The organism is Pseudomonas sp. B21-036, from assembly GCF_024748925.1.
Taxonomy (GTDB): Bacteria; Pseudomonadota; Gammaproteobacteria; order Pseudomonadales; family Pseudomonadaceae; genus Aquipseudomonas; species Aquipseudomonas palmensis.
In genome coordinates this window covers 1274181-1295208 of record NZ_CP087178.1, presented here as the reverse complement: position 1 = coordinate 1295208, position 21028 = coordinate 1274181, and the positions used below count along the sequence as shown (strand labels likewise).

Genomic DNA, 21028 nt, shown 5'->3' with positions numbered 1-21028 from the left:
AGCCACCAGGAAGATAAGCATGAATTACTGCAGTGCGTGCGGCAAACCGGTCACTCATCGCATCCCCGACGGCGACAACCGCCTGCGTCATGTCTGCGATCATTGCCACACCATCCATTACCAGAACCCCAACATCGTCGCCGGCGTGCTGCCCAGCCATGGCAGCCAGGTGCTGCTGTGCCGACGCGCCATCGAGCCGCGACGTGGCTACTGGACCCTGCCGGCCGGCTTCATGGAAAACGGCGAGACCATGGAACACGCCGCCCGCCGCGAGGCCGACGAGGAAGCCTGCGCGCGCCTGGGGCCGATGGCCCTGTACCAGCTGTTCGACCTGCCGCACATCAACCAGGTGCATGTGTTCTACCGCGCCGAGCTGGCCGACCTGGCATTTGCGGTGGGCGTCGAGAGCCTGGAAGTGCGCCTGTTCGAGGAAAGCGAGATCCCCTGGGACGAGCTGGCTTTCAGGACCGTGAGTCGTGCCCTAGAATGCTACTATCTCGACCGCCAGGGGCAGCATTACCCGGTACGCACCGAATGCCTGTCCCCGCGGGTCGAACCGCTCACTTGAACCCATACGTCGCCACTATCAGGGATACCGTTTCATGCGCTGGTTGCTTGCCCTCTTCTGCCTCGGTGTGGCGTCGGTGTCCCAGGCGGCGTTTACCGAAACCATTGTGCGAAAACCGCTTGGCCAGGTGACACCCTCGACCCCGGCGCCCACCCCCTCCGGCGCCCCGTTGATCGACAAGGTGCTGGTGATCAAGTCCGAACGCCGCCTGCAACTGATGAGCGGCGACACCTCGATGAAGAGCTACCGCATCTCGCTGGGCAAGCAGCCCACCGGTGCCAAGCTGCGCGAGGGCGACAAGCGCACGCCCGAGGGGTTGTACTGGCTCGACTGGCGCAAGGTGTCCGACCGTTACAACCTGGCCATCCACGTCTCCTACCCCAATGTCAGCGACTCGGCCCGTGCCCGCCGCGAAGGGGTGAAGCCGGGCAGCATGATCATGATCCACGGCACACCGGACAGTGCGGACTACCCCGAGGCGCTGTTCCACACCCTGGACTGGACCGAAGGCTGCATCGCCATGACCAACCGCGACATGCGCGAAGTGTGGAACCTGGTCAGCGACGGCACGCTGATCGAGATTCGGCCCTGACCGAGCGTGCCCCTTCCCCGGCTCCTACCTGCCGCCCCCCCAAACCTGCAGGAGCCGGCCTTGCCGGCGAAAAAGCGCCCACTGGCGAATCACCAATTGAAGGACCACCGCACCGCGTGCTCTCCGGCCTGCAGCCACTGCCCGCCGACCAGCACCGGATACAATGCCGCCCCCTGCTCCACCTGCCCTTGCAGCGTACCGCCTGCCCCCCCCGCGTCCAGCGCCAGGTGGTGCTGCCCCGCCGCAGCCAGTCGCGCCGATAGCCGCCAGCCTTCGTTGCACACCACGCGCACCTCGCCGCGCCCCAGGGCCAGCGTCCATGGCGCCACCAGGGCCAGCTGATCCGCCACCAGCGCACCCTGCCCGCTCACGCACCGCGCGCCACGCCCACTCAGTGCCAGTTGCCCCGACCACTCACCCCCCAGGCGATACGCCGAAGCCACACGGCTGGCCGGCCCCTGCGGCATGACGCTCGCTTGCCAGTCCCACGGCCAGCCGCGCAATACCAGCCCCCAGCGCTGGCCCTGATACCCTGCCTGCACCTGCACCGCCCACGGGCGCACCTGCCAGCTCAACGGGCCAACGTCGCCGATCCGCCCGGCCTGCCCCTGCCACACGCTACCGGCCACGCCCTGCGCAGGCCACGGCGCAGCCTTGAACAACCAGCGCGCCGGCAACCCCGCCAGCAACGTCAGGCAGAACACCAACAGCATCCACCCCAACCTCCTGCGGCTCATCGCGCCAGCACCAGATCGAAACTCAGGCCCGACGGCGCCTGCTCCAGCCCCCATTGAAGCGGCTGAACGCCTTCACGCTGCAAGCTCAGCAACCACGCCTGAAGCCGCCGCTCGTCCTTGACCTGGCCGCGCACCTGCCACCCCGCGTCAACCGGCTGCACGTCGCTGAGCACGAGCTGCTGCGCCGCAGCCGACTGCTGCAATCGCTCCAGCGTCACCTCGGCGCCTGAGTGCATGGCCGTCGCCGAGGCGGCCAGTTCGCGCCACTGCGAAAGCTCGCGCCATTGGCCAAGGCCTTCGCGCACCACCAGGCTCAACAGCAAGAGGGCCACTGCGGTCCAGGCCAGCGGCATCAACCAGCGCCGTGCGGTGACGCTGCTCATGCTCCTGCCCCCAGGTCGAACACCAGTTGCACGGCATCTGCCGTGGTCGGCTGCACCGCCACCTGCGCCCCGGCACTGGCGGCCATGGCAGCCCACGGCGTGTCCGACGGTGCCTGCGCACCCTGCAACTGCAAGGTCCAGCGTGTGCCATCAAACCGCGCACGCTGCAGCCGCCAGCCAGGCTGCGCCGAAAGCCACTGCACCATGGCGCCCTGCAATGCCTCCAGCTGGCGCAGTCGCAGGTTGCGCTCATCCCGCGTCTGACGCTCGCGCTTGAGCCACTGCGTAGCCTGGCGCGGGGTACTCAGCGGCCCGGTCACGGCCACCACCTGCGACTTGTACAGCGTGACCTGGCGCCACTGCAGGCCGAGCCACAGGCCACACCACACCACACCCAGCACGGCGCAGGCCGTCGCCAGGCGCCGTTGCCCCTGTGCCAGGTGCGGTCGCGCGCGGGGCGTGCGGCGCAGCTCGAACAGGCCGGGCAGACGTTCCAGCGCCGCCAGCGACGCCGGCCACGCGCCCTCGAATGCCTGCACCTGCCTGTCGCACCACACCGGCGGCGGGGTTGCCCCCAGCGCCGTCGGCCAGGCCAGCCACGCCTGGCGCCGGTCGGCGCCACAACTCTTGAACAGGCTCAGGTCCGGGCTGCGTCGCCAGCACCAGGCATCGCCGGGGGCAAGCTCCGGCAGCAGCTGGAACTCCGCCCAGCAGCGCTCGACCTGCAGGCCCCAGCCCTGGCAAGCCTGCAACCAGCCCGCCAGGCGTTGCCGGTCAATCACCGCCAGCTCAAGCCATCCCGAACCTCGCGACACACAACCGACATGGATCGCCTCGGCTGGCTGCAACACGCGATCTTCAAGCAGCAATGGCCACTCTTCACGCTTGAGACCCGGCGGCGCCTGCAAATGGAAGTGCGCGCATTCACTGCCCGGCACCACCAGCGCCACGCGATCGGCACCTTCCGGCGGTTGCCCGTGCCCCGCGCGCAGCACCTCACCGGCCCTCACCTGCAGCCAGCTCCAGCCGGCCTCATCGGGGCGCACCAGCAACCACGACCCAGGCTGGCGCCGTCGCCAGTATCGAATGTCAATCATTGGCTCTCCGGCAGGGCAAACGTACACACATAGGGGGCTCCATCACGCTGGAACTCGAGCCGTACACCACGATCGGGCGCAGCGCGTTCGGCAGAGGGCCAGGCCAGCCAACGACTGCCCTGGCGAAATTCGAAAACGGGGCTGGACACCCCGGTCAGGCTGTCGCGCAGCACCCAGTGCGGGCGCTCGACGGCATACAGGTCGGCAGAGGTCTCCAACAGCAGGCGTGCATCGCGCCGGTCATAGCGCAGGCGTTGGCGCTGCAAGCGCGAGCCGCCTTCGGCCGCCGGCCACGCCGCCAGCGCCACCCATTGCAGCTGCAACTCGGCAGGCTGCCAGTCCAGCCAGTTCAAGGCCAACGGCAGGCGCTGCTCGTACAACTGGCGCAGCACCGTGGCGTCGAAGCGGCGCTCCAGCCCGAGGCAGAAGCTCAGCACCGGGCTCGCCTGCGGCGCTTGGTCGAGTCGCTCACGTACGCTCAGCCAGCCATTGACCAGCGCCGCCAGCAGCACACCCAGTACAGCGGTCAGTGCCAGCGCCACCAGCAGTTCGAGCAGGGTCAGGCCCTGCTGCCTGCGCCTCACGGGCGCACCAGAAACAGGCGGTACTGACCCAGCGGCTCACGTTCATCGCGGTCGGCAAACAGGCGCAGTTCGCCACCGCGCAGGTTGCGCACGCCGGTGGAACCCAGTTGCAACCGCCAGTGGCAGGTGCCCGGCCCCTGACGCAGCTCGCCGCTACTCAGTGCCTGCGCCGGCCAGTACTGCTCCACCACAAAGCGCGCCTGCAGTTCCCGGGCACACAGGCTGCCCAGCCAATGCTGCTGCACGCCCTGCTGCACCACCAGGCGCTGGCGCAGTACCTGGCTGCTGATGATCGCCATGGTCGCGGCGATGCCCAGGGCCACGCTCACTTCGAGCAGAGTGAAACCACGCTGGCGAGCCTTCATGGCACGTTCACCACCTGCAGGCCGGCAGCATGACGCCAGTGCCAGCGCTGCCGGCCCTCGGCCCAGCGCCACTCCAGCCTCACCGGTCGGGCCAGCCCGGAGGGGGTGAACATCACCCGTGGCGTGCTGCCCGCAGGCCAGTCCGGGCGCAGCCCGGCCGGCCACTCGCCCAGCGCCACCGGCTCCACCTGCCACTGGTCGCCCTCGACCAGGCGCACGAACTCGGGCCGCTGCCCGTTCCAGCGCAGGCCGCGCACCTGCCCGCCATGCAGGGCCAGGTCGGCCTGCGCCCGCGACGCCGCGGCCAGGCGCTCCAGGGCCTGGTGCAAAGGCGCCTTGGCACTGGCGAGCGAGGCCACCGCCAGGGCGCTCATCAACCCGGCGATGGCGATCACCACCAGCAGCTCCAGCAGGGTGAAGCCACGCTGGGCCGGCATGCCTAGAGGTCCCAGTTACCGATGTCGGCATCGATCCCCTCGCCGCCCTCCACCCCGTCGGCACCCAGGGAATAGATGTCGATGCGCCCATGCTGCCCCGGCGCCCGGTACTGGTACGGTGTGGCCCACGGGTCCTGCGGGAGCCTGCGAATATAGCCATCGGCCCGCCAGGCACGCGGCACCGGCTCGGCCTGCGGCTTGCTCACCAGGGCCGACAGCCCCTGCTCGGCGGTGGGGAAGCGCAGGTTGTCGAGGCGATACATGTCCAGCGCCTGCTCCAGGCTCGACAGGTCCGCCATCACCTTCTGCTTCATGGCCTTGTCCTGGCTGCCCAGCACACTGGGCGCCACCAGCGCGATCAGCAGGCCGATGATGAAGATCACCACCATGATTTCCATCAGGGTGAAGCCGTGCTGGCGGGAACGTCGTGTCTGCATGGTAGTGCTCCTATTAAAGTGTGAGGCCCTGGTTGAGCTGCATGATCGGCAACAGCACCGCCAGCACGATGAACAGCACCACCGCGCCCATGACCAGGATCATCAGCGGCTCGAACAACGCCATCACGGTGTCGACCTGACGGGCAAAGCCGCGCTCCTGGTTGTCGGCCACGCGCTCGAGCATGTCGGGCAAGGTGCCGCTGGCCTCGCCGCTGGCGACCATGTTCAGCAGCATCGGCGGGAACTGCCCGCTGGCATCCAGCGCGCGGTGCAGGCTGACGCCGCCTTGCACATCGACCTGCACCCGCTCCAGCGCCAGACGAATGCGTCGGTTTTCCAGGGTGGCGGTGGCCACCTGCAAGGCTTCGAGCAGCGGTACCCCGCTGCCGACCAGAATCGCCAGGCTGCGCGACAGCCGCGCGCTTTCCAGCACCCGCAGCAGCGCACCCACGCGCGGCAGGCGCAACAGCAGGTCGTCACGGCGCAGGCACCAGTGCGGCCGACGCAGCAGCCGCGCCGCGCCTGCCGCCCCCAGCACCGCGGCGCCCAGCAGCCACGGCCCGGCCAGCAACAGGGCTTCGCTGGCGCCGATCAGCAGGCGCGTGATCAACGGCAGGCTCTGCCCGGAATGGGCGAATTGTTCGGTCAGCCTGGGCACCACGAAGCTCATCAGGCCGACCACCACCGCCAGCGACACCCCCATCAGCACGCACGGGTAGATCAGCGCGGTACGCGCCTTGTGCTGCTGGCGCTGCACCTGCTCAAGGTGGTCGGCCAGGCGTTCCAGCACCTGGGCCAGGCGCCCCGAGCGTTCGCCGGCCTCGACCAGCGCGCAGTACAGCGCTGAAAACACCCCGCCCTGGCGTGCCAGGCTGCGGGCCAGGCCCAGCCCCTCTGCCAGCGCGCCGCGCACCCCCACCAGCAGATTGCGCAGGGCCGGCTCCACCAACTGCCGCTCAAGGGTGGCCAGGGCATCCACCAATGCAATGCCGGCCCCTGTCAGCGTGGCCAGTTGCCGGGTCAGTTCACACAGCTGTGCGCGGCTCACGCGCTGGCGCCGTGGCAACACCTGCGCGTTGCCCTGCACCTGCAACTGGCGCGCGAACAGCCCCTGCTCGCGCAGCAACTGGCGGGCATGGCGCTCGCTTTCGGCCTGCAGGCTGGCCTTGAGGGTGCGCCCGGCGAGGTCAACGGCCTGGTATCGGTAGGTCGGCATGGCTCAGCCCTGCACCGCGCGCAGCACTTCGGCCAGGCTCGTCTGGCCCTGGCGCAGGCACTCGCTGGCCATGCCGGCCAGGCTCTGGCGCCGGCCCTGCAGATGCGCCTGCATGGCCACCTCACTGGCCCCGTCATACAGCAGGCCGATCAGCCCGGCGTCCAGCTCGATGAACTCATACAGCCCCAGCCGGCCGCGATAGCCGCTGCCCTGACACTGCGCGCAGCCCACTGCGTGATAACTGTGCTCAAGCTCGACCAGCTCCGGCCACAACGCCCGCTCGGCCGCCTGCAATGGCTGCGCCACGGCGCAACTGCACAGGCGCCGCACCAGGCGCTGGGCCATGACCCCGCGCAGGCACGAGGCAATCAGAAAAGGCTCCACGCCCATGTCGCGCAGGCGCGTCACCGCGCCCACCGCACTGTTGGTGTGCAGGGTCGAAAGCACCAGGTGGCCGGTGAGGCTGGCCTGCACCGCAATCTGCGCGGTTTCGCGGTCGCGGATTTCGCCAAGCATGATCACATCCGGGTCCTGGCGCAGAATCGCGCGCAAACCGCTGGCAAAGGTCAGCCCGGCACGCGGGTTGATGGCGGTCTGGCCGATGCCGGTGATGGCGTACTCCACCGGGTCCTCGACGGTGAGGATATTGCGGCTGCCGTCGTTCAGGCTGTTGAGGCTGGCGTACAGCGTGGTGGTCTTGCCCGAACCGGTCGGGCCGGTGCTCAGCACGATACCGTTGGGTCGCCCCAGGCAGGCGCGCAGGCCCGCCTCGACGGCACCGGGCATGCCCAGGTTGCCCAGCGAGAGCAGGCTGGCCTGCTTGTCGAGCACGCGCATCACCACTCGCTCGCCGTGGATACCCGGCAGCGTCGAGACACGCACATCGACCTCGCGCCCACCCGAGCGCAGGGTGATGCGCCCGTCCTGGGGCTGGCGCTTCTCGGCGATGTCCAGGCGCGCCATGACCTTGATCCGCGACACCAGCATGGCCGACAGCGCACGTGGCGGGCGCAGCACCTCGCGCAGGTGGCCGTCGACCCGCAGGCGCACCACCAGGCTCTGCTCGAAGGTTTCCACATGGATGTCCGAGGCCTGCTGACGCAGCGCCTCGCCGAACAGCCCGTTGATCAGGCGGATCACCGGGGCTTCGTCATCGCTTTCGAGCAGGTCCTCGACCCGCGGCATCTCGCTGATCAGGCCGTCCAGGTCGACCTGTTCGCCAATGCCCTCGATCAGCGCCGCCGTGGCGTTCTCGCCGGCCTGGTACAACTGGCCCAGGCGCGTGTCGAACTCCCCCGCGTCGAAATGGCACACGGTCTGGGGCGGGCCATACACCCGCAGCAGCTCGTGCAACTGGTCGCTGTCGACATCCGGGCGCAGCCACAGGCTCCAGCCGTCGGCGCCAGGCGCCATGGCCAGCCCGCCCTGGCGCGCCAGGCGATAGGGCAGCAACGGTTTCACCAGGTGCCCTCGTCCAGGCGCTGGCGGCTGGCCGGGAACACCCGCAGCAACTCGCTGCCATCGGCCAGGCTGGGCAGGGCAAGCGGCGTGGTCTGTTGCAGGCTGCGGTATTTTTCGCTGCTGAGGCTGGTCAGGCTGGCCCCGTCACGCAGGATCCGCGGGCGGATGAACACCATCAGGTTCTGCTTCACGCCACGGCTGGCATCGGAGCGGAACAACCGGCCCAGCCCGGGGATATCCCCCAGAAACGGCACCTTCTGATGGCTGGAGGTGACCTCGTCGCTGATCAGCCCGCCGAGAATGATCAGGCCGTTGTCCTCGACCATGACCTTGGTCTTGATCTCGCGCTTGTTGGTGATCACGTCGCTGGCCGCAGCGGTGTCGGCAATCGACGAGACCTCCTGCACGATGTCCAGGCGCACGGTGTTGTCACTGTTGATCTGCGGCTTGATGCGCAGTTTTACACCGACCTCCTTGCGCTCGATGGTCTGGTAGGGGTTGGTGTTGTCCTGGGTTACCGAGCCGGTCACGAAGGGCACTTCCTGGCCGACCAGGATCGACGCCTCGGCGTTGTCCAGGGTCAGCAGGGTCGGGGTCGACAGCAGGTTGAAGCCACTGTTGCTCTTGAGTGCATTGACCAGCATGGCGAAGTTGAAGCCGCCGCCGAAGTTGCCGATGCCGGCCGTCACGCCGTTCACGCCCGACAACAGTTTGCCCAGCGCCGCGTTGTCGCCGCTGGCCACGGCCCCGGCAATGCCGGTGATGCTGGCACCGCCGGTACCGAAGTTGACCGCGCCGGCACCGAATTTCTCGTCGGCGAACAGCCACTGCACGCCCAGCTCCTGGGCCCGCGAGTCGGACACTTCGGCGATGATCGCCTCGACCACCACCTGCGCACGGCGGATGTCCAGTTGCTCGACGATGGTGCGGTAGGCCGCCAGCTCGCTGTCGGGCCCGACCATGACCACGGCGTTGGTACCCTCCTCGTATTCCAGGCGAATGCCCGAGAGGTTGACCGGCACGGGCGCCTTGGCGTCCTTGTCAGCTTCGCCCGGCGCAGCGCCGGCATCCTGGCTGAGGCTGCGCAGCACCTTGACCACCTCGCCGGCATTGGCGTGACGCAGGTAGATCACCTGAGTGTTGGAGCTGCGCAATGCGTCGCCGGGGCGGTCCAGCTGCGCCAGCAAGGCACGCACGCGCTCGCGGCTGTCGGCACTGCCGCGCACCAGCAGGGCATTGCTGCGCGGGTCGGCGACCACCTGGGCACTGTCGGCGCCCTGCTCGCGGGCCAGCAGGCGGGTGATCAACTGACCGGTATCGCTGGCGCTGGCATGGTGCAGCGGCATCACCTGCAGCGGCTCCTCGCTGACCTGATCGAGCTGGCGCAGCAGGCTGTCGATGCGCTCCAGATTGCTGCGCCAGTCGGTCACCACCAGCAGGTTGGCGGCCGGGTACGGCGTGATCACCCCCACACGGGGGTCGATCAGCGGCTTGAGGATCGCCAGCATCTGTTCGCTGGCGGCGTTGCGCACGTTGAACACCCGGGTGGCGATGCCATCGCTGCCGGCCTGGGCCTTGCGCCCGCTCTCGACGGGCACCGGCTCCAGCCGCGCCGCCTGATCGGGCACGATCTTCACGCTGCCGTTGGGCAGGTCCACTGCAGCAAAGCCCTGGGCCCGCAGCTGGGCCAGGAAGATATCGTAGATCGCCTCGCTGTCGTGACGGTCCACCGTACGTACCGTGACCTTGCCTTTTACCCGCGGGTCGACGATGAACGTGGTCCCGGTGATGCGCGACACGCTGTCGATGAACTCGCCCAGGTCGGTGTCGACGAAATTCACCTCGTACAGCGGTGTACCGTCTTCGTCCGCTACCGCTTCGGGCTCGTCGAACGCCCAGGCCAGGTTGAGCCCCAGGGCCAGTACGCCAGCCACGCAGAATCTTGCGATCATCCCTTCATCCTTGGCGCTTGAAGCCGGTCACGGCGGGCCGTGGCGGCCAGGGCAAGCGCTCGCGCCGCCCCTGGTTGTCGAAAATCAGGCCATCGTCATCGATATCCTGCAGCACGATGCCCGGTGCCAGGCGCTGGCCGCGAACGTAGGTACGCACCGCCTGCTCGTAGCGCAGCACCACCACTGTGGCGCTGGCGGGCACGGCCTTGAGGCCGCCCAGGTAATGCACGGGCAAGCGCGTGAGCGGCAGCGCGTCACTGGCCGGCGGCGCCTGCCAATGCCCGACCAGCAGGCCGGGCAGCTCAGCCGGTTCGGCCTCTGCGGCCGGCGCCGGCAGCGGCTCGCGGGCGGCCAGCAGCACGCACTGCGCAGCCAGCCAGCCGGCCAGGCTCAACAGCACGCCGTCGAGCACGCGGCCCGGGCTGATCAACTGGCCAGCCCGCGCGGGTGCCAGCCAGGGTGGCCCTGGACGTAACGCACCTGCGGCAGGGCCAGCGGCGGCAACTGCCAGCCCGGGGGCTGCTGCGCCAGCCATGCTTCCACCCGCTGCCACAGTGGCTCGCCGGCGTCGCTGTCGAATTGCAGGCCGAAGGTGCGGCACTGGCCATCCTGTGCGGCTACCCCGGAGACCCGTTTGCCGCCCGGGCTGTAGCTGACCTGCCAGGGCGCGCCAAACCAGCGCGGCAAATCCTGGCTGTTGTCGAGCAGCAGCGGCGTGCCGAACAGTTGCTCGGCAGCGTTTTCCAGCACCTGCTGTACCTGGCGTGCCGGCACCTGCACCACCGGGGCCGGGTAGCTGCCGGTGAGGCTGATCAGGTGTTCGCGGGTGATCGGCTGGCCGGCCGCCAGCGGGCTGTCGTAGCGCAGCCCCGGCAACAGCACCGGTGCCCCGCTGTCATCGGCCAGCGCCTGGTGCAGCAGGTTGTCCCAGCTGCCGCCACGGGTATCGCGTCGCCACAGGTTTTGCGGTGCCTGTGCCAGGGGTTGGTCGAGCCAGGCGGCATGCCCGGCGCGCTGTTGCTGCAACTGCGCGCGCAACGGCTCGACCCGCGCGCGGGCAGCCGGCGTGAGGCGGTGTTCGAAGGCGGGATGAAACTGCGCGGTGAACTGCCAGCGCCCGTCGCAATGCAGGCAGTTCACCGCGAACACGCCGCTGGCACGGTTGCCGGCCAGCAGCACCGGCACCTGCTTGCCGCTGGCCTGCAGTACCGAGACAGGCTGCGGCCACAGGTCCTGGCCACGGGCGCACAGCAGCAGGTCGGCATCGCTCAGACGCTCGGCCAGCCACAGCCCGGGGCCGGTGCCCACGTCCGCCAGGGCGATCACCAGGTCCGCCGCCTGGCGTGCCTGTTCGAAGGCCGGCAGCAGCGCCTGATACCACTGTTTGAGGGATGCGTTCTGGTCGCGGGCGTACGGGTCGGTAATGCCGACCACCGCCACCCGCACGCCGCCGCGGTGCAGCACAGTGAAGGCCGGCGTGCCCAGGGCCTGGGCGCGTTCGGGGGCCAGCCCCGCACCAAGCACGGCCTGACCGTACTGGCGATACAGGCCGGCGCACTGGCGCGGCCACAGCACCCGCTCATCGCTGCTCACGCGTACCTCGCTGCCCAGCATCCGGCTGCCCTGCACGCCACTAGCGCCCTGGGTCAGGTAGGCCAGGCCACTGCCGTTCCAGCCCTGGCCATTTTCCAGGGTCAGGCAGTTGCCCCGCCCCGCCGCCTCGCGCAGCTGTTCGAGCAGGGCACCCAACACCGCATACCCGCCGGTCTGTACGCCTTCGGCAAGGCTGGCGTCGAGCAGCGGGTTGAGCTCGGCACGCCCCTGGCGGGCATTGATACCGCTCATCCACGGTGCCTTGCCAAGGTGGCTCACCGGCCCCAGGCGCGTCGCCGGCACCACGGGCATGCCGGGTTGGCGCGCATCCAGGGTGTCGGCAAAATACAGCAGCTCCACCGTGCCGGCCTCTGCCGTCGACGGTGTGGCCAGGCTGGAACAGGCGGTCAGCAGCGGCGCCATTGCGCCAACGCCCATCCAGCCCAACACATCGCGTCTGTACATGCTCGCCATCTACTCCATCGCCCTCGGGCTGATCAACTGTCGCAGCGGATAGTGCGGCGAGGGGATTACAGTTTGATGGCAGTTATTCGACAGGGCGTACAAAACCCCATCCAAATCAAATGGTAAGGATTCATTTCCTTAAAGGTCTGTTCACAAAACTGCCAATCAATCATCACACTCGCTCTCTACAGTGCCGGTTTCCGTAGAAGCCACTTCACCCAACAAGGATATGAAGAGATGAGTCGAGACACCGGCGACAACCTGGACCGCAACACCAGTGGCAACCTGCCAATGGCGACTGTCCTGGATGCCTACCTGAGCCGCCGCAGCGTGGTGCGCGGCAGCCTCGGTGCCGCGATCGCGATGATTGCAGGGACAGGCCTGAGCGGCTGCTTCGACAGCGGCGGGGGCTCGAGCCACAAGCCGACCCCTCCGGTGGAACCCGAGAAACCGAAACTCAAGCTGGGCTTCAACTCCATCGCCGGTTCGCGCACCGACGCCTGCGTGGTCGCCGACGGCTACAGCGCCTACGTGCTGGCACCCTGGGGTACACCGCTGAACAGCGCGGGCAACCCGTGGAAAAGCGACGGCACCAACACTGCCGCCGACCAGGCCAACGCCATGGGCATGCACCATGACGGCATGCATTTCTTCCCCATCAACGGCAGCTCCGACGACGGCCTGCTGGCGATCAACTTCGAGTACATCGATGCCGACGCCCTGCACCCGGCCGGCCCGACCGTGGACGGCAGCGGCAAGCGCCCGGCCGAGGAAGTGCGCAAGGAAATCAACGCCCACGGTGCCGGCGTGGTGCGCCTGAGCAAGGTCAACGGACGCTGGCAAGTGGTCGACAACGACCCGCTCAACCGCCGCTTCACCACCGCCACGCTGATGGACCTGGCCGGCCCGCTGCGCGGCAGCGACCACGTCAAGACCGTGTTCTCCAACACCGGTACCCAAGCCCGCGGCACCAACAACAACTGTGGCAATGGCTTCACCCCGTGGGGCACCTACCTCACCTGCGAAGAGAACTGGCCAGGAATTTTCGTCAACACCAGCGGCGCCGTGCCGGACGATCAGCGCCGCATCGGGGTGAGCACCAGCAAGGGCAACTACGCCTGGGAAAGTGCCGCCGGCGATGCCAGCGAAGTGGACGGCGAGTTCACCCGGTTCATCCTTGACCCCACCGGCGCGACGGCCACCGACGACTACCGCAACGAAGCCAGCACCTACGGCTACATCGTCGAGATCGACCCCTATGACGCCAGCACCCGTGCGGTCAAGCGCACCGCCCTGGGGCGTTTCCGCCATGAAGGCTGCTGCCCGGCGCTGCCGGTAGCCGGCAAGCCGGTGGTGTTCTACATGGGCGACGACTCCAACAACGAGTACCTCTACAAGTTCGTCTCCACCGCCCTGTGGGACACCGCCGACGCCAACCCGAGCAACCGCCTGGCTACCGGTGCCAAGTACATGGACGACGGCAAACTGTACGTGGCGCGCTTCGACGCCGACGGCAGCGGCCACTGGCTGTTGCTGGACGTCGCCACCACCACCAAGGCCGGCACCACCCTGGGCGCGCTATACACCGACCTGCCGGGCATCATCCTCAACACCCGTGGCGCCGCCGATGCCCTGGGCGCAACGCCTATGGACCGTCCGGAGTGGACCACGGTCAACCCGCTCAACGGCGACGTGTACCTGACCCTGACCAACAACAGCAAGCGCACCCCGGCCACTGTCGACAACGCCAACCCGCGCGGGCCGAACAAGCATGGCCACATCATCCGCTGGCACGACAGCGACGACCACCTGACCTTTACCTGGGACATCTTCGTGTTCGGCGCCAACGCCGCCGGCAGCGCCGACATCAACCGCTCGGGGCTGACCGAACTCAACCAGTTCGCCAGCCCCGACGGGATGAGCTTCGATAGCCGCGGCATCCTGTGGTTCCAGACCGACAACGGCGAATCGACCCTGACCGACTACACCAACGACCAGATGCTGGCGGTGATCCCCACCGACCTGGTCGATGCCAGCGGCAAGCAGGTGCCGATCAATGCCCAGAACCAGGTCGACCTGCGCCGCTTCTTCGTCGGCCCCAACGGCTGCGAGGTGACTGGCATCGCCTTCACGCCGGACAACAAGTCGATCTTCGTCAACATCCAGCACCCGGAGAACTGGCCGTCGACCGACGTCGCAACCACCGTCACCCCCGCCGGCACCACCGTGCGCCCACGCGCCTCGACAGTGGTGATCCAGCGCAACGATGGCGGTGAAATCGGCGTCTAGACCCGACCGGCACCGCTGCCCTCACCAGGGCAGCGGTTCGCGCCGGGTTACCCGCACCTGCTGCACCGGCACCAGGGCATGCCACTGCACCACGCCACGGGCATGTACCTGGTACTGGCTGCGCAGCACGTGAGCGTCCTGCTCGATCTCCAGCTGCAACAGAAAGTCCCCGCTGTTGAGCAACAACCCCTCACTCAAGCGTTCGAAGGTCGCATCGTCCAGCGCACCGAGTGCCTGGCGCAAGGCGCCGGCATCCCGGTAGCCGGTGGCCGGGCGTGCAGTGACCACCCGGCTCAGCAGTGAGCGGCTCATCTTTCCCTCATACAGCGCCTCCAGCAACGGCAACTGTTCAAGGCTCAGCGCATTCGCATTGAGCCGCCAGTGCGTGGTTTCGGGCAACGCACACAGCTGCGGGTAACGGGCCTGGCGTTGCGGGTCGGGGCCCAGCAGCAGGTTCAACTCGCTCATGTCCAGCATCAGCTGGTTGGCCGCCAGGCGCGGCGGCGACTGGCGCAGGTAATGATCGTTCTCGGCGCCCTCGCGACGCGCCTGGTGATCGCTGTCGATCCAGTCGGCCAGGGCCTGGGCCAGCTGGGCGGCGGCCATGTCGCCGCCCAGCAGGTACTGCAGTTGGCGTTCGGCGCGCTCGGCATCCTCGCCCACCAGGCTGTTGACGTTGAAACAGGTGTGCAGGTCGCGGATACGCAGGGTCGCCGAACCGCCGTCGAACGCATACGGCAGCGCCTGGCCACGCAGCGCCTGCCAGAACAGCGGGCTGGCACGCCAGCTGGGGTCTTGCAGGGCCTGCTCGGCAAAGGCCAGCCCGGCCCGCTCCAGCCCGCGCGCCTGCACGCGCTGCTGCACCAGGCGCACCGCATCGACCTGGGCGCGCCCCTCCTGTACCAGCCATGCCAGGCCACCGGCGATCATCGCCAGCACCACCAGCACCATCAGCAATGCCGCGCCCTGCTGTCGCTTGCCACCCATCGTCACGCTACCTCTGCCAAAGAGCGGCCAGTCAACACGGCGGATGTTTCAGGCACATGGCAAAGGCGTTGCCCGTCACCTTTGCGTCATAAAGCGCAGGCAGGATAAACCCTTCTTTTTCATGACCTTGGAGTGCTTCACATGGGCGGTATCGGGATCTGGCAACTGGTTATCGTGTTGATGATCGTGTTCATGCTGTTCGGCACCAAGCGCCTCAAGGGCCTGGGCGCGGACGTGGGCGAGGCGATCCAGGGCTTTCGCAAATCCATGGGCAACGGCCCGCAGGCCGACACCCCGGACGCCCCTGCCCCGGTGCAGCAGGTACAGCAGGGGCAACCGGAACAACGCAGCTGATGTTCGAGATCGGCTTTACCGAGCTGCTGCTGGTGGGCGTGGTCGCGCTGCTGGTGCTGGGCCCCGAACGCCTGCCGGTGGCGATGCGCACCGTGGGGCGTGGCGTGGGCCAGGCCAGGCGTGCCATGGGGGCGCTGCGTGCACAGGTGGAGCGTGAGCTCGACACCCAGGCACTGACCCAGGAGCTGGATGCCGAGCCACTGCGGCGTCTGGAACAGGAACTGCGCCAGGGCGTGAGCCTGCAGGCGCAGCCGACCCCGACTTCGACCAATGGACCCTGCCCATGACTGATACCCAAGCGGGCATGCCCCTGACTGCCCACCTGACCGAACTGCGGCGGCGCCTGGTGCGCTGCCTGCTGGCCGTCACGCTGGTGTTCCTGGGTTTGTTCCCGTTCGCCCAGACCCTCTATACCGCCGTGTCCGAACCCTTGCGCCGTTACCTGCCCGAAGGCGCGAGCATGATCGCGACCAGCGTGACGTCGCCGTTCCTGGCGCCCTTCAAGCTGACCCTGATGGCTGCGCTGTTCGTCGCCATGCCGGTGCTGCTGCACCAGGTGTGGGGGTTCGTGGCACCGGGGATGTACCGCAAGGAACGGCGCATCGCCTTGCCATTGCTGGTATCGAGCATCGTGCTGTTCTATGCCGGCATGGCCTTCGCGTTCTTTGTGGTGTTTCCGATGATGTTCGGTTTTTTTGCCAGCGTGACCCCGGCCGGGGTGTCGATGATGACCGACATCAGCCTGTACCTGGACTTCATCCTGGCGCTGTTTCTGGCGTTCGGGCTGGCGTTCGAGATACCGGTGGCCACCTTCATCGTGGTGTGGGCGGGGGTGACGGATGTGGCGACACTGCGCAAGAGCCGGCCTTACGTGATCGTCGGATGCTTTGTGGTGGGCATGCTGCTGACCCCGCCGGACGTGTTTTCACAGACCTTGCTGGCGGTGCCGATGTGGATACTGTTTGAAGTGGGGTTGCTGGCGTGTGCGGGGGTGCAGCGCAAGCAGGAGCAGAGGATGGAGGTTGCCTGATCGGACCTCTTCACCGGCAAGGCCGGCGAAGAGGCAGACCTGCCAATCAGAAATCAGCGAGCTGCCAGACCTCGTAGGCCGGGGTCTCGTAGGGGTGGCTCGCCTTCAGGGCCGCGACTACCGGCCCCACCAGCGCATCGTCCACCACCAGCTCGACCCGCCACTCCTCGACCTGCTCGACCACCCCGCTCTGCCCGATGAACGGCTGGCTGCCGCTCAACGGACGGAACTGGCCCTGGCCCAGCACCTGCCACGCACAGCTGTCGTAGGCGCCGATGCGTCCGCCACCGGCGGCGAACACAGCGGCCTTGACCTGCTCCACATGGCTGGGCGGCACGAAGAAGGCGAGTTTGAACACCCTCAGTTCACCCAGGCCCGCGCGTTGCGGAACATGCGCATCCAGGCGGCGTCTTCGTTCCAGTCATCCGGGCGCCACGAGTTCTGCACCGCACGGAATACCCGCTCAGGGTGCGGCATCATGATGGTGACGCGCCCGTCGCGGCTGGTCAGGCCGGTGATCCCGCGCGGCGAACCGTTCGGGTTGGCCGGGTAGGTCTCGGTGACCTTGCCGTGGTTGTCGACGAAACGCAGGGCCACGCAACCGGACAGGTCGGCTTCCAGCAGTGCCTCTTCGCTGGCGAACTCGGCATGCCCTTCACCGTGCGCGATGGCGATCGGCATGCGCGAACCGGCCATGCCCTGCAGGAAGATCGAGTTGGACTCCTGCACCTGGACCATCGCCACGCGCGCCTCGAACTGCTCGGAGCGGTTGCGCACGAAGTGCGGCCAGAACTCGCTGCCCGGGATCAGCTCGTGCAGGTTGGACATCATCTGGCAACCGTTGCACACACCCAGGGTGAAGCTGTCGCTACGCTCGAAGAAGCCCTGGAAGGCGTCGCGGGCGCGGCTGTTGAACAGCGCCGACTTGGCCCAGCCTTCACCGGCACCCAGCACGTCACCGTAGGAGAAGCCGCCGCAGGCAACCATGCCCTTGAACTCGTTCAGGTCGACGCGACCGGCGAGGATATCGCTCATGTGCACGTCGATGGCGTTGAAGCCGGCACGGTCGAACGCCGCAGCCATTTCCACCTGGCCGTTGACGCCCTGCTCGCGCAGTACCGCCACCTGTGGGCGAATGCCCTTCTTGATGTAAGGCGCCGCGATGTCGTGGTTGACGTCGAAGCCCAGCTTGACGCTCAGGCCCGGGTTGTCTTCCTCGAGCAGGCCGTCGAACTCCTGGTCGGCGCAGTCGGCGTTGTCGCGCAGGCGCTGGATCTGGTAGCTGGTCTCGGCCCACTGGCGCTGCAGCAGGCGGCGGTCGCCGGTGAACAGCACTTCGCCGTTCAGGCTGATGGCCACGTCGGCACAATTGACCGGCTTGCCGATCACCGCCACGCAGTCTTCGCCAAGGCCGGCGGCGCTGAACTGGGCCAGCACGTCCGGGGTGGCGTCCTGGCGCACCTGGATCACCGCACCCAGCTCTTCGTTGAAGAGGATGGCCGCGACTTTCTCGCGCTTGCCGGTCAGGGTGTCCAGTTCCAGGTTCAGCCCGCAATGGCCGGCGAAGGCCATTTCCAGCGCAGTGGCCAGCAGGCCGCCGTCGGAGCGGTCGTGGTAGGCCAGCAGGTGACCGTCGGCGTTCAGGCCCTGGATCACCGCGAAGAACGCCTTGAGGTCTTCGGCGTCGTCGACGTCCGGTGCCTGGCTGGCGAGCTTGCCGTGGGTCTGGGCCAGGATCGAGGCGCCCATGCGGTTCTGGCCGCGACCCAGGTCGATCAGGATCAGGTCGGTTTCGCCCTTGTCCATGCGCAGTTGCGGGGTCAGGGTCTTGCGGATGTCGGTAACCGGGGCAAAGCCGGTCACGATCAGCGACATCGGCGAGGTCACGGTCTTCTCGCGACCTTCATCTTCCCAGCGGGTCTTCATGGACATCGAGTCCTTGCCCACCGGAATGGTCAGGCCCAGCTCGGGGCACAGTTCCATGCCCACGGCCTTGACCGCGTCGTACAGGCGCGCGTCTTCACCGGGGTGGCCGGCAGCCGACATCCAGTTGGCCGACAGCTTGATGTCGGACAGCTTGCCGATGCGCGAGGCCGCCATGTTGGTCAGGGTCTCGCCGATCGCCATGCGCCCGGACGCCTGGGCGTCGAGCAGAGCCAGCGGGGTGCGCTCGCCCATGGCCATGGCTTCGCCGGTGTACACGTCGAAGCTGGTGGCGGTGACGGCCACGTCGGCCACCGGGACCTGCCATGGACCGACCATCTGGTCGCGGGCGACCAGGCCGGTGATGGTGCGGTCACCGATGGTGATCAGGAAGTTCTTGCTGGCCACGGCCGGGTGGCGCAGCACGCGCTGTACCGAGTCGGCGAGGTCCAGAGTGCTCGGGTCGAAATCGTCGCCCAGCTCGGCTTCGCGGCTGACCGAACGGTGCATGCGCGGGGCCTTGCCCAGCAGCACTTCCAGCGGCATGTCCACCGGGCTGTTGCCGAAGTGGCTGTCGGTGACGGTCAGTTGCGGTTCGGCAGTGGCTTCGCCGACCACCGCGAACGGGCAGCGCTCGCGTTCGCAGATGGCGGTGAAACGCTCCAGGTCCTTGGCGTCGACCGCCAGCACGTAGCGTTCCTGGGACTCGTTGCTCCAGATTTCCAGCGGCGCCATGCCCGGCTCGTCGTTGGGCACGTTGCGCAGCTCGAAACGACCGCCACGGCCGCCGTCGTTGACCAGCTCGGGGAAGGCGTTGGACAGGCCGCCCGCGCCGACGTCATGGATGAACGCGATGGGGTTGGCATCGCCCAGCTGCCAGCAGCGGTCGATGACCTCCTGGCAGCGGCGTTCCATTTCAGGGTTTTCGCGCTGTACCGAGGCGAAATCGAGGTCGGCAGAGCTGGCGCCGGTGGCCATCGACGAGGCAGCACCGCCACCCAGGCCGATCAGCATGGCCGGGCCGCCGAGCACGATCAGCTTGGCGCCGACGGTGATCTCGCCCTTCTGCACATGGCCTTCGCGGATGTTGCCCATGCCGCCGGCGAGCATGATCGGCTTGTGGTAGCCGCGCACTTCTTCGCCGTGGGGGGTGTTGATCGACTGCTCGAAGGTACGGAAGTAACCGGTCAGTGCCGGGCGCCCGAATTCATTGTTGAACGCCGCGCCGCCCAGCGGGCCTTCGATCATGATGTCCAGCGCGGTGACGATGCGCTCCGGCTTGCCGTAGGGCTTTTCCCAAGGCTGTTCGAAGCCCGGGATCTGCAGGTTGGACACGGTGAAGCCGGTGAGGCCGGCCTTGGGCTTGGCGCCGCGACCGGTGGCACCTTCGTCGCGGATCTCGCCGCCGGAACCGGTGGAGGCCCCCGGGAACGGCGCGATGGCGGTCGGGTGGTTGTGGGTCTCGACCTTCATCAGGATGTGCACCGGCTCCTGCACCGCGCCGTACTGGCGGGTTTCAGGGTTCGGGAAGAAGCGCCCGGCGGTGGAACCGACGATCACCGAGGCGTTGTCCTTGTAAGCGGACAGCACGCCTTCGCTGTGCATCTGGTAGGTGTTCTTGATCATGCCGAACAGGCTTTTTTCCTGGCTCTGGCCGTCGATATCCCAACTGGCGTTGAAGATCTTGTGGCGGCAGTGCTCGGAGTTGGCCTGGGCGAACATCATCAGTTCGATGTCGTGCGGGTTGCGCTTGAGGCCCTGGAAGCTGGTGACCAGGTAGTCGATCTCGTCTTCGGCCAGGGCCAGGCCCAGCTCGACGTTGGCTTTTTCCAGCGCGGCGCGGCCACCGCCGAGGATGTCGACGGCGGTCAGCGGCTTGGGTTCGGCATGGCTGAACAGGCCGGCGGCCTCTTCGAGCCTGCCCAGCACGATCTGGGTCATGCGGTCGTGCAGCAGCTCGGCGACGGCGGCCACATCGGCCTCGCTCAGTTCACCGCCGACATAGAAGGCAGTACCACGCTCCAGGCGCTTGACGTTCTCCAGGCCGCAGTTGTGGGCGATGTCGCTGGCCTTGCTCGACCAGGGCGAGATGGTGCCGAAACGCGGCATGACCAGGAACAGGCGACCGCTGGGCTCCTGTACCGGCACGCTCGGGCCGTACTTGAGCAGGCGCGCGAGCACATGCTGTTGGTCGGCACTCAGCTCGCCGTCAACCTCGGCGAAATGGGCGAATTCAGCGTACAAACCACTAACAGCGGGGACTTTCTGGCTCAGTTGCTCGAGTAATTTACCGTGGCGAAAGGCAGAAAGGGCAGGAGCGCCGCGCAGGATCAACATCGTCGGGACAGCCTCAGGAAGGGGGTGTGCTTAGAGGCCGTGCATTCTAGCCTAAACCGCCGCCGACGGCACCCGAAACGCTGCATCGGCGACAGGCCGAATGTCGGCAAGCCGACAAGAGTGCTTCACGAGATGACAAAAACCCGTCCCGACGCGGTTTTATCGGGCTGTGCTAGCAGACAAGCCGGATGTTGTCGAGATATGGCGCGGCAGGTCCTTTG

The 21028-nt window shown here is 67.6% G+C and carries 21 protein-coding genes; 6 read left to right on the top strand and 15 right to left on the bottom strand.

Annotated features, from left to right (window positions below; genetic code table 11):
* Positions 1–19 precede the first annotated feature (19 nt).
* Positions 20–568 carry an NUDIX hydrolase gene (locus LOY33_RS05745; protein WP_043863174.1) on the top strand — a complete coding sequence of 183 codons (549 nt, stop codon included), beginning with the start codon at positions 20–22 and terminating at the stop codon, positions 566–568.
* Positions 569–602: 34 nt separating this feature from the next.
* Positions 603–1160 carry a murein L,D-transpeptidase family protein gene (locus LOY33_RS05740; RefSeq protein WP_054915039.1) on the top strand — a complete coding sequence of 186 codons (558 nt, stop codon included), beginning with the start codon at positions 603–605 and terminating at the stop codon, positions 1158–1160.
* An 89-nt stretch (positions 1161–1249) separates the two neighbouring features.
* Here the strand turns inward: LOY33_RS05740 and LOY33_RS05735 are convergent, their stop codons facing one another.
* Genes LOY33_RS05735 through LOY33_RS05680 form a run of 12 tightly spaced genes read right to left on the bottom strand, consistent with a single transcriptional unit; the run spans position 1250 to position 11896 of the window.
* Positions 1250–1873, bottom strand: coding sequence for a general secretion pathway protein GspN (locus LOY33_RS05735; protein WP_258662214.1), 624 nt, complete (start codon positions 1871–1873; stop codon positions 1250–1252).
* A gap of 20 nt (positions 1874–1893) precedes the next feature.
* Positions 1894–2280: a type II secretion system protein GspM gene (gene gspM / locus LOY33_RS05730; protein ID WP_054915041.1), complete on the bottom strand. Its 387-nt coding sequence runs from the start codon at positions 2278–2280 to the stop codon at positions 1894–1896.
* Entirely contained in the window at positions 2277–3377 is a 1101-nt protein-coding gene (locus LOY33_RS05725; protein WP_253086883.1) for a type II secretion system protein GspL, read from the bottom strand. Before LOY33_RS05725 ends, gspM begins: the two co-directional genes overlap by 4 nt.
* Positions 3374–3961 carry a prepilin-type N-terminal cleavage/methylation domain-containing protein gene (locus LOY33_RS05720; protein WP_054915042.1) on the bottom strand — a complete coding sequence of 196 codons (588 nt, stop codon included), beginning with the start codon at positions 3959–3961 and terminating at the stop codon, positions 3374–3376. Before LOY33_RS05720 ends, LOY33_RS05725 begins: the two co-directional genes overlap by 4 nt.
* Positions 3958–4326: a type II secretion system protein gene (locus LOY33_RS05715; protein ID WP_054915043.1), complete on the bottom strand. Its 369-nt coding sequence runs from the start codon at positions 4324–4326 to the stop codon at positions 3958–3960. Before LOY33_RS05715 ends, LOY33_RS05720 begins: the two co-directional genes overlap by 4 nt.
* Positions 4323–4763, bottom strand: a complete 441-nt coding sequence (gene gspH, locus LOY33_RS05710) for a type II secretion system minor pseudopilin GspH (RefSeq protein WP_258662210.1) — start codon at positions 4761–4763, stop codon at positions 4323–4325. Before gspH ends, LOY33_RS05715 begins: the two co-directional genes overlap by 4 nt.
* 2 nt (positions 4764–4765) lie before the next feature.
* Entirely contained in the window at positions 4766–5200 is a 435-nt protein-coding gene (gene gspG / locus LOY33_RS05705; protein ID WP_043860627.1) for a type II secretion system major pseudopilin GspG, read from the bottom strand.
* Between the two features lie 13 nt (positions 5201–5213).
* Positions 5214–6416, bottom strand: coding sequence for a type II secretion system inner membrane protein GspF (gene gspF, locus LOY33_RS05700; protein ID WP_043860628.1), 1203 nt, complete (start codon positions 6414–6416; stop codon positions 5214–5216).
* Between the two features lie 3 nt (positions 6417–6419).
* Positions 6420–7868: a GspE/PulE family protein gene (locus tag LOY33_RS05695; RefSeq protein WP_100633129.1), complete on the bottom strand. Its 1449-nt coding sequence runs from the start codon at positions 7866–7868 to the stop codon at positions 6420–6422.
* A gap of 5 nt (positions 7869–7873) precedes the next feature.
* Entirely contained in the window at positions 7874–9829 is a 1956-nt protein-coding gene (gene gspD / locus LOY33_RS05690; RefSeq protein ID WP_116053021.1) for a type II secretion system secretin GspD, read from the bottom strand.
* A 4-nt stretch (positions 9830–9833) separates the two neighbouring features.
* Positions 9834–10256, bottom strand: a complete 423-nt coding sequence (locus LOY33_RS05685; RefSeq protein ID WP_116055303.1) for a pilus assembly protein PilZ — start codon at positions 10254–10256, stop codon at positions 9834–9836.
* Positions 10256–11896, bottom strand: coding sequence for a lipoprotein UxpA (locus tag LOY33_RS05680; RefSeq protein ID WP_258662205.1), 1641 nt, complete (start codon positions 11894–11896; stop codon positions 10256–10258). Before LOY33_RS05680 ends, LOY33_RS05685 begins: the two co-directional genes overlap by 1 nt.
* Positions 11897–12124: 228 nt before the next feature.
* Between LOY33_RS05680 and LOY33_RS05675 the strand changes: the two genes are divergently transcribed.
* Positions 12125–14176 carry a PhoX family phosphatase gene (locus LOY33_RS05675; RefSeq protein WP_123752950.1) on the top strand — a complete coding sequence of 684 codons (2052 nt, stop codon included), beginning with the start codon at positions 12125–12127 and terminating at the stop codon, positions 14174–14176.
* Between the two features lie 21 nt (positions 14177–14197).
* On the opposite strand, the gene gspK is transcribed toward LOY33_RS05675, so the two are convergent.
* Entirely contained in the window at positions 14198–15163 is a 966-nt protein-coding gene (gene gspK / locus LOY33_RS05670) for a type II secretion system minor pseudopilin GspK (protein WP_088514569.1), read from the bottom strand.
* Between the two features lie 141 nt (positions 15164–15304).
* Here gspK and tatA point away from each other — a divergent pair, with 141 nt between their 5' ends.
* The 3 genes from tatA to tatC are packed head-to-tail and all read left to right on the top strand — an operon-like array spanning position 15305 to position 16547.
* Positions 15305–15517: a twin-arginine translocase TatA/TatE family subunit gene (tatA, locus tag LOY33_RS05665; protein WP_043860635.1), complete on the top strand. Its 213-nt coding sequence runs from the start codon at positions 15305–15307 to the stop codon at positions 15515–15517.
* A complete protein-coding gene (tatB, locus tag LOY33_RS05660) occupies positions 15517–15804 on the top strand; it encodes a Sec-independent protein translocase protein TatB (protein WP_054915051.1) in 288 nt (95 codons plus the stop codon). Before tatA ends, tatB begins: the two co-directional genes overlap by 1 nt.
* Positions 15801–16547, top strand: coding sequence for a twin-arginine translocase subunit TatC (tatC, locus tag LOY33_RS05655; RefSeq protein WP_116053009.1), 747 nt, complete (start codon positions 15801–15803; stop codon positions 16545–16547). Before tatB ends, tatC begins: the two co-directional genes overlap by 4 nt.
* A 46-nt stretch (positions 16548–16593) precedes the next feature.
* On the opposite strand, the gene LOY33_RS05650 is transcribed toward tatC, so the two are convergent.
* Both LOY33_RS05650 and purL read right to left on the bottom strand, forming a co-directional pair.
* Positions 16594–16905, bottom strand: coding sequence for a YqfO family protein (locus LOY33_RS05650; protein ID WP_054915053.1), 312 nt, complete (start codon positions 16903–16905; stop codon positions 16594–16596).
* 2 nt (positions 16906–16907) lie between these two features.
* Positions 16908–20807, bottom strand: a complete 3900-nt coding sequence (purL, locus tag LOY33_RS05645) for a phosphoribosylformylglycinamidine synthase (protein ID WP_043860639.1) — start codon at positions 20805–20807, stop codon at positions 16908–16910.
* Positions 20808–21028 lie beyond the last annotated feature (221 nt).

Excerpts from the sequence above, each read along its gene's own strand:
- gspF (WP_043860628.1), bottom strand. The coding sequence starts at position 6,416 with ATGCCGACCTACCGATACCAGGCCGTTGACCTCGCCGGGCGCACCCTC.
- tatA (WP_043860635.1), top strand. The coding sequence starts at position 15,305 with ATGGGCGGTATCGGGATCTGGCAACTGGTTATCGTGTTGATGATCGTG.
- tatB (WP_054915051.1), top strand. The coding sequence starts at position 15,517 with ATGTTCGAGATCGGCTTTACCGAGCTGCTGCTGGTGGGCGTGGTCGCG.
- gspD (WP_116053021.1), bottom strand. The coding sequence starts at position 9,829 with ATGATCGCAAGATTCTGCGTGGCTGGCGTACTGGCCCTGGGGCTCAAC.
- LOY33_RS05735 (WP_258662214.1), bottom strand. The coding sequence starts at position 1,873 with ATGCTGTTGGTGTTCTGCCTGACGTTGCTGGCGGGGTTGCCGGCGCGC.
- gspK (WP_088514569.1), bottom strand. The coding sequence starts at position 15,163 with ATGGGTGGCAAGCGACAGCAGGGCGCGGCATTGCTGATGGTGCTGGTG.
- LOY33_RS05715 (WP_054915043.1), bottom strand. The coding sequence starts at position 4,326 with ATGAAGGCTCGCCAGCGTGGTTTCACTCTGCTCGAAGTGAGCGTGGCC.
- gspM (WP_054915041.1), bottom strand. The coding sequence starts at position 2,280 with ATGAGCAGCGTCACCGCACGGCGCTGGTTGATGCCGCTGGCCTGGACC.
- LOY33_RS05680 (WP_258662205.1), bottom strand. The coding sequence starts at position 11,896 with ATGGCGAGCATGTACAGACGCGATGTGTTGGGCTGGATGGGCGTTGGC.
- LOY33_RS05725 (WP_253086883.1), bottom strand. The coding sequence starts at position 3,377 with ATGATTGACATTCGATACTGGCGACGGCGCCAGCCTGGGTCGTGGTTG.
- LOY33_RS05740 (WP_054915039.1), top strand. The coding sequence starts at position 603 with ATGCGCTGGTTGCTTGCCCTCTTCTGCCTCGGTGTGGCGTCGGTGTCC.
- gspH (WP_258662210.1), bottom strand. The coding sequence starts at position 4,763 with ATGCCGGCCCAGCGTGGCTTCACCCTGCTGGAGCTGCTGGTGGTGATC.
- gspG (WP_043860627.1), bottom strand. The coding sequence starts at position 5,200 with ATGCAGACACGACGTTCCCGCCAGCACGGCTTCACCCTGATGGAAATC.
- LOY33_RS05745 (WP_043863174.1), top strand. The coding sequence starts at position 20 with ATGAATTACTGCAGTGCGTGCGGCAAACCGGTCACTCATCGCATCCCC.
- tatC (WP_116053009.1), top strand. The coding sequence starts at position 15,801 with ATGACTGATACCCAAGCGGGCATGCCCCTGACTGCCCACCTGACCGAA.
- LOY33_RS05675 (WP_123752950.1), top strand. The coding sequence starts at position 12,125 with ATGAGTCGAGACACCGGCGACAACCTGGACCGCAACACCAGTGGCAAC.
- purL (WP_043860639.1), bottom strand. The coding sequence starts at position 20,807 with ATGTTGATCCTGCGCGGCGCTCCTGCCCTTTCTGCCTTTCGCCACGGT.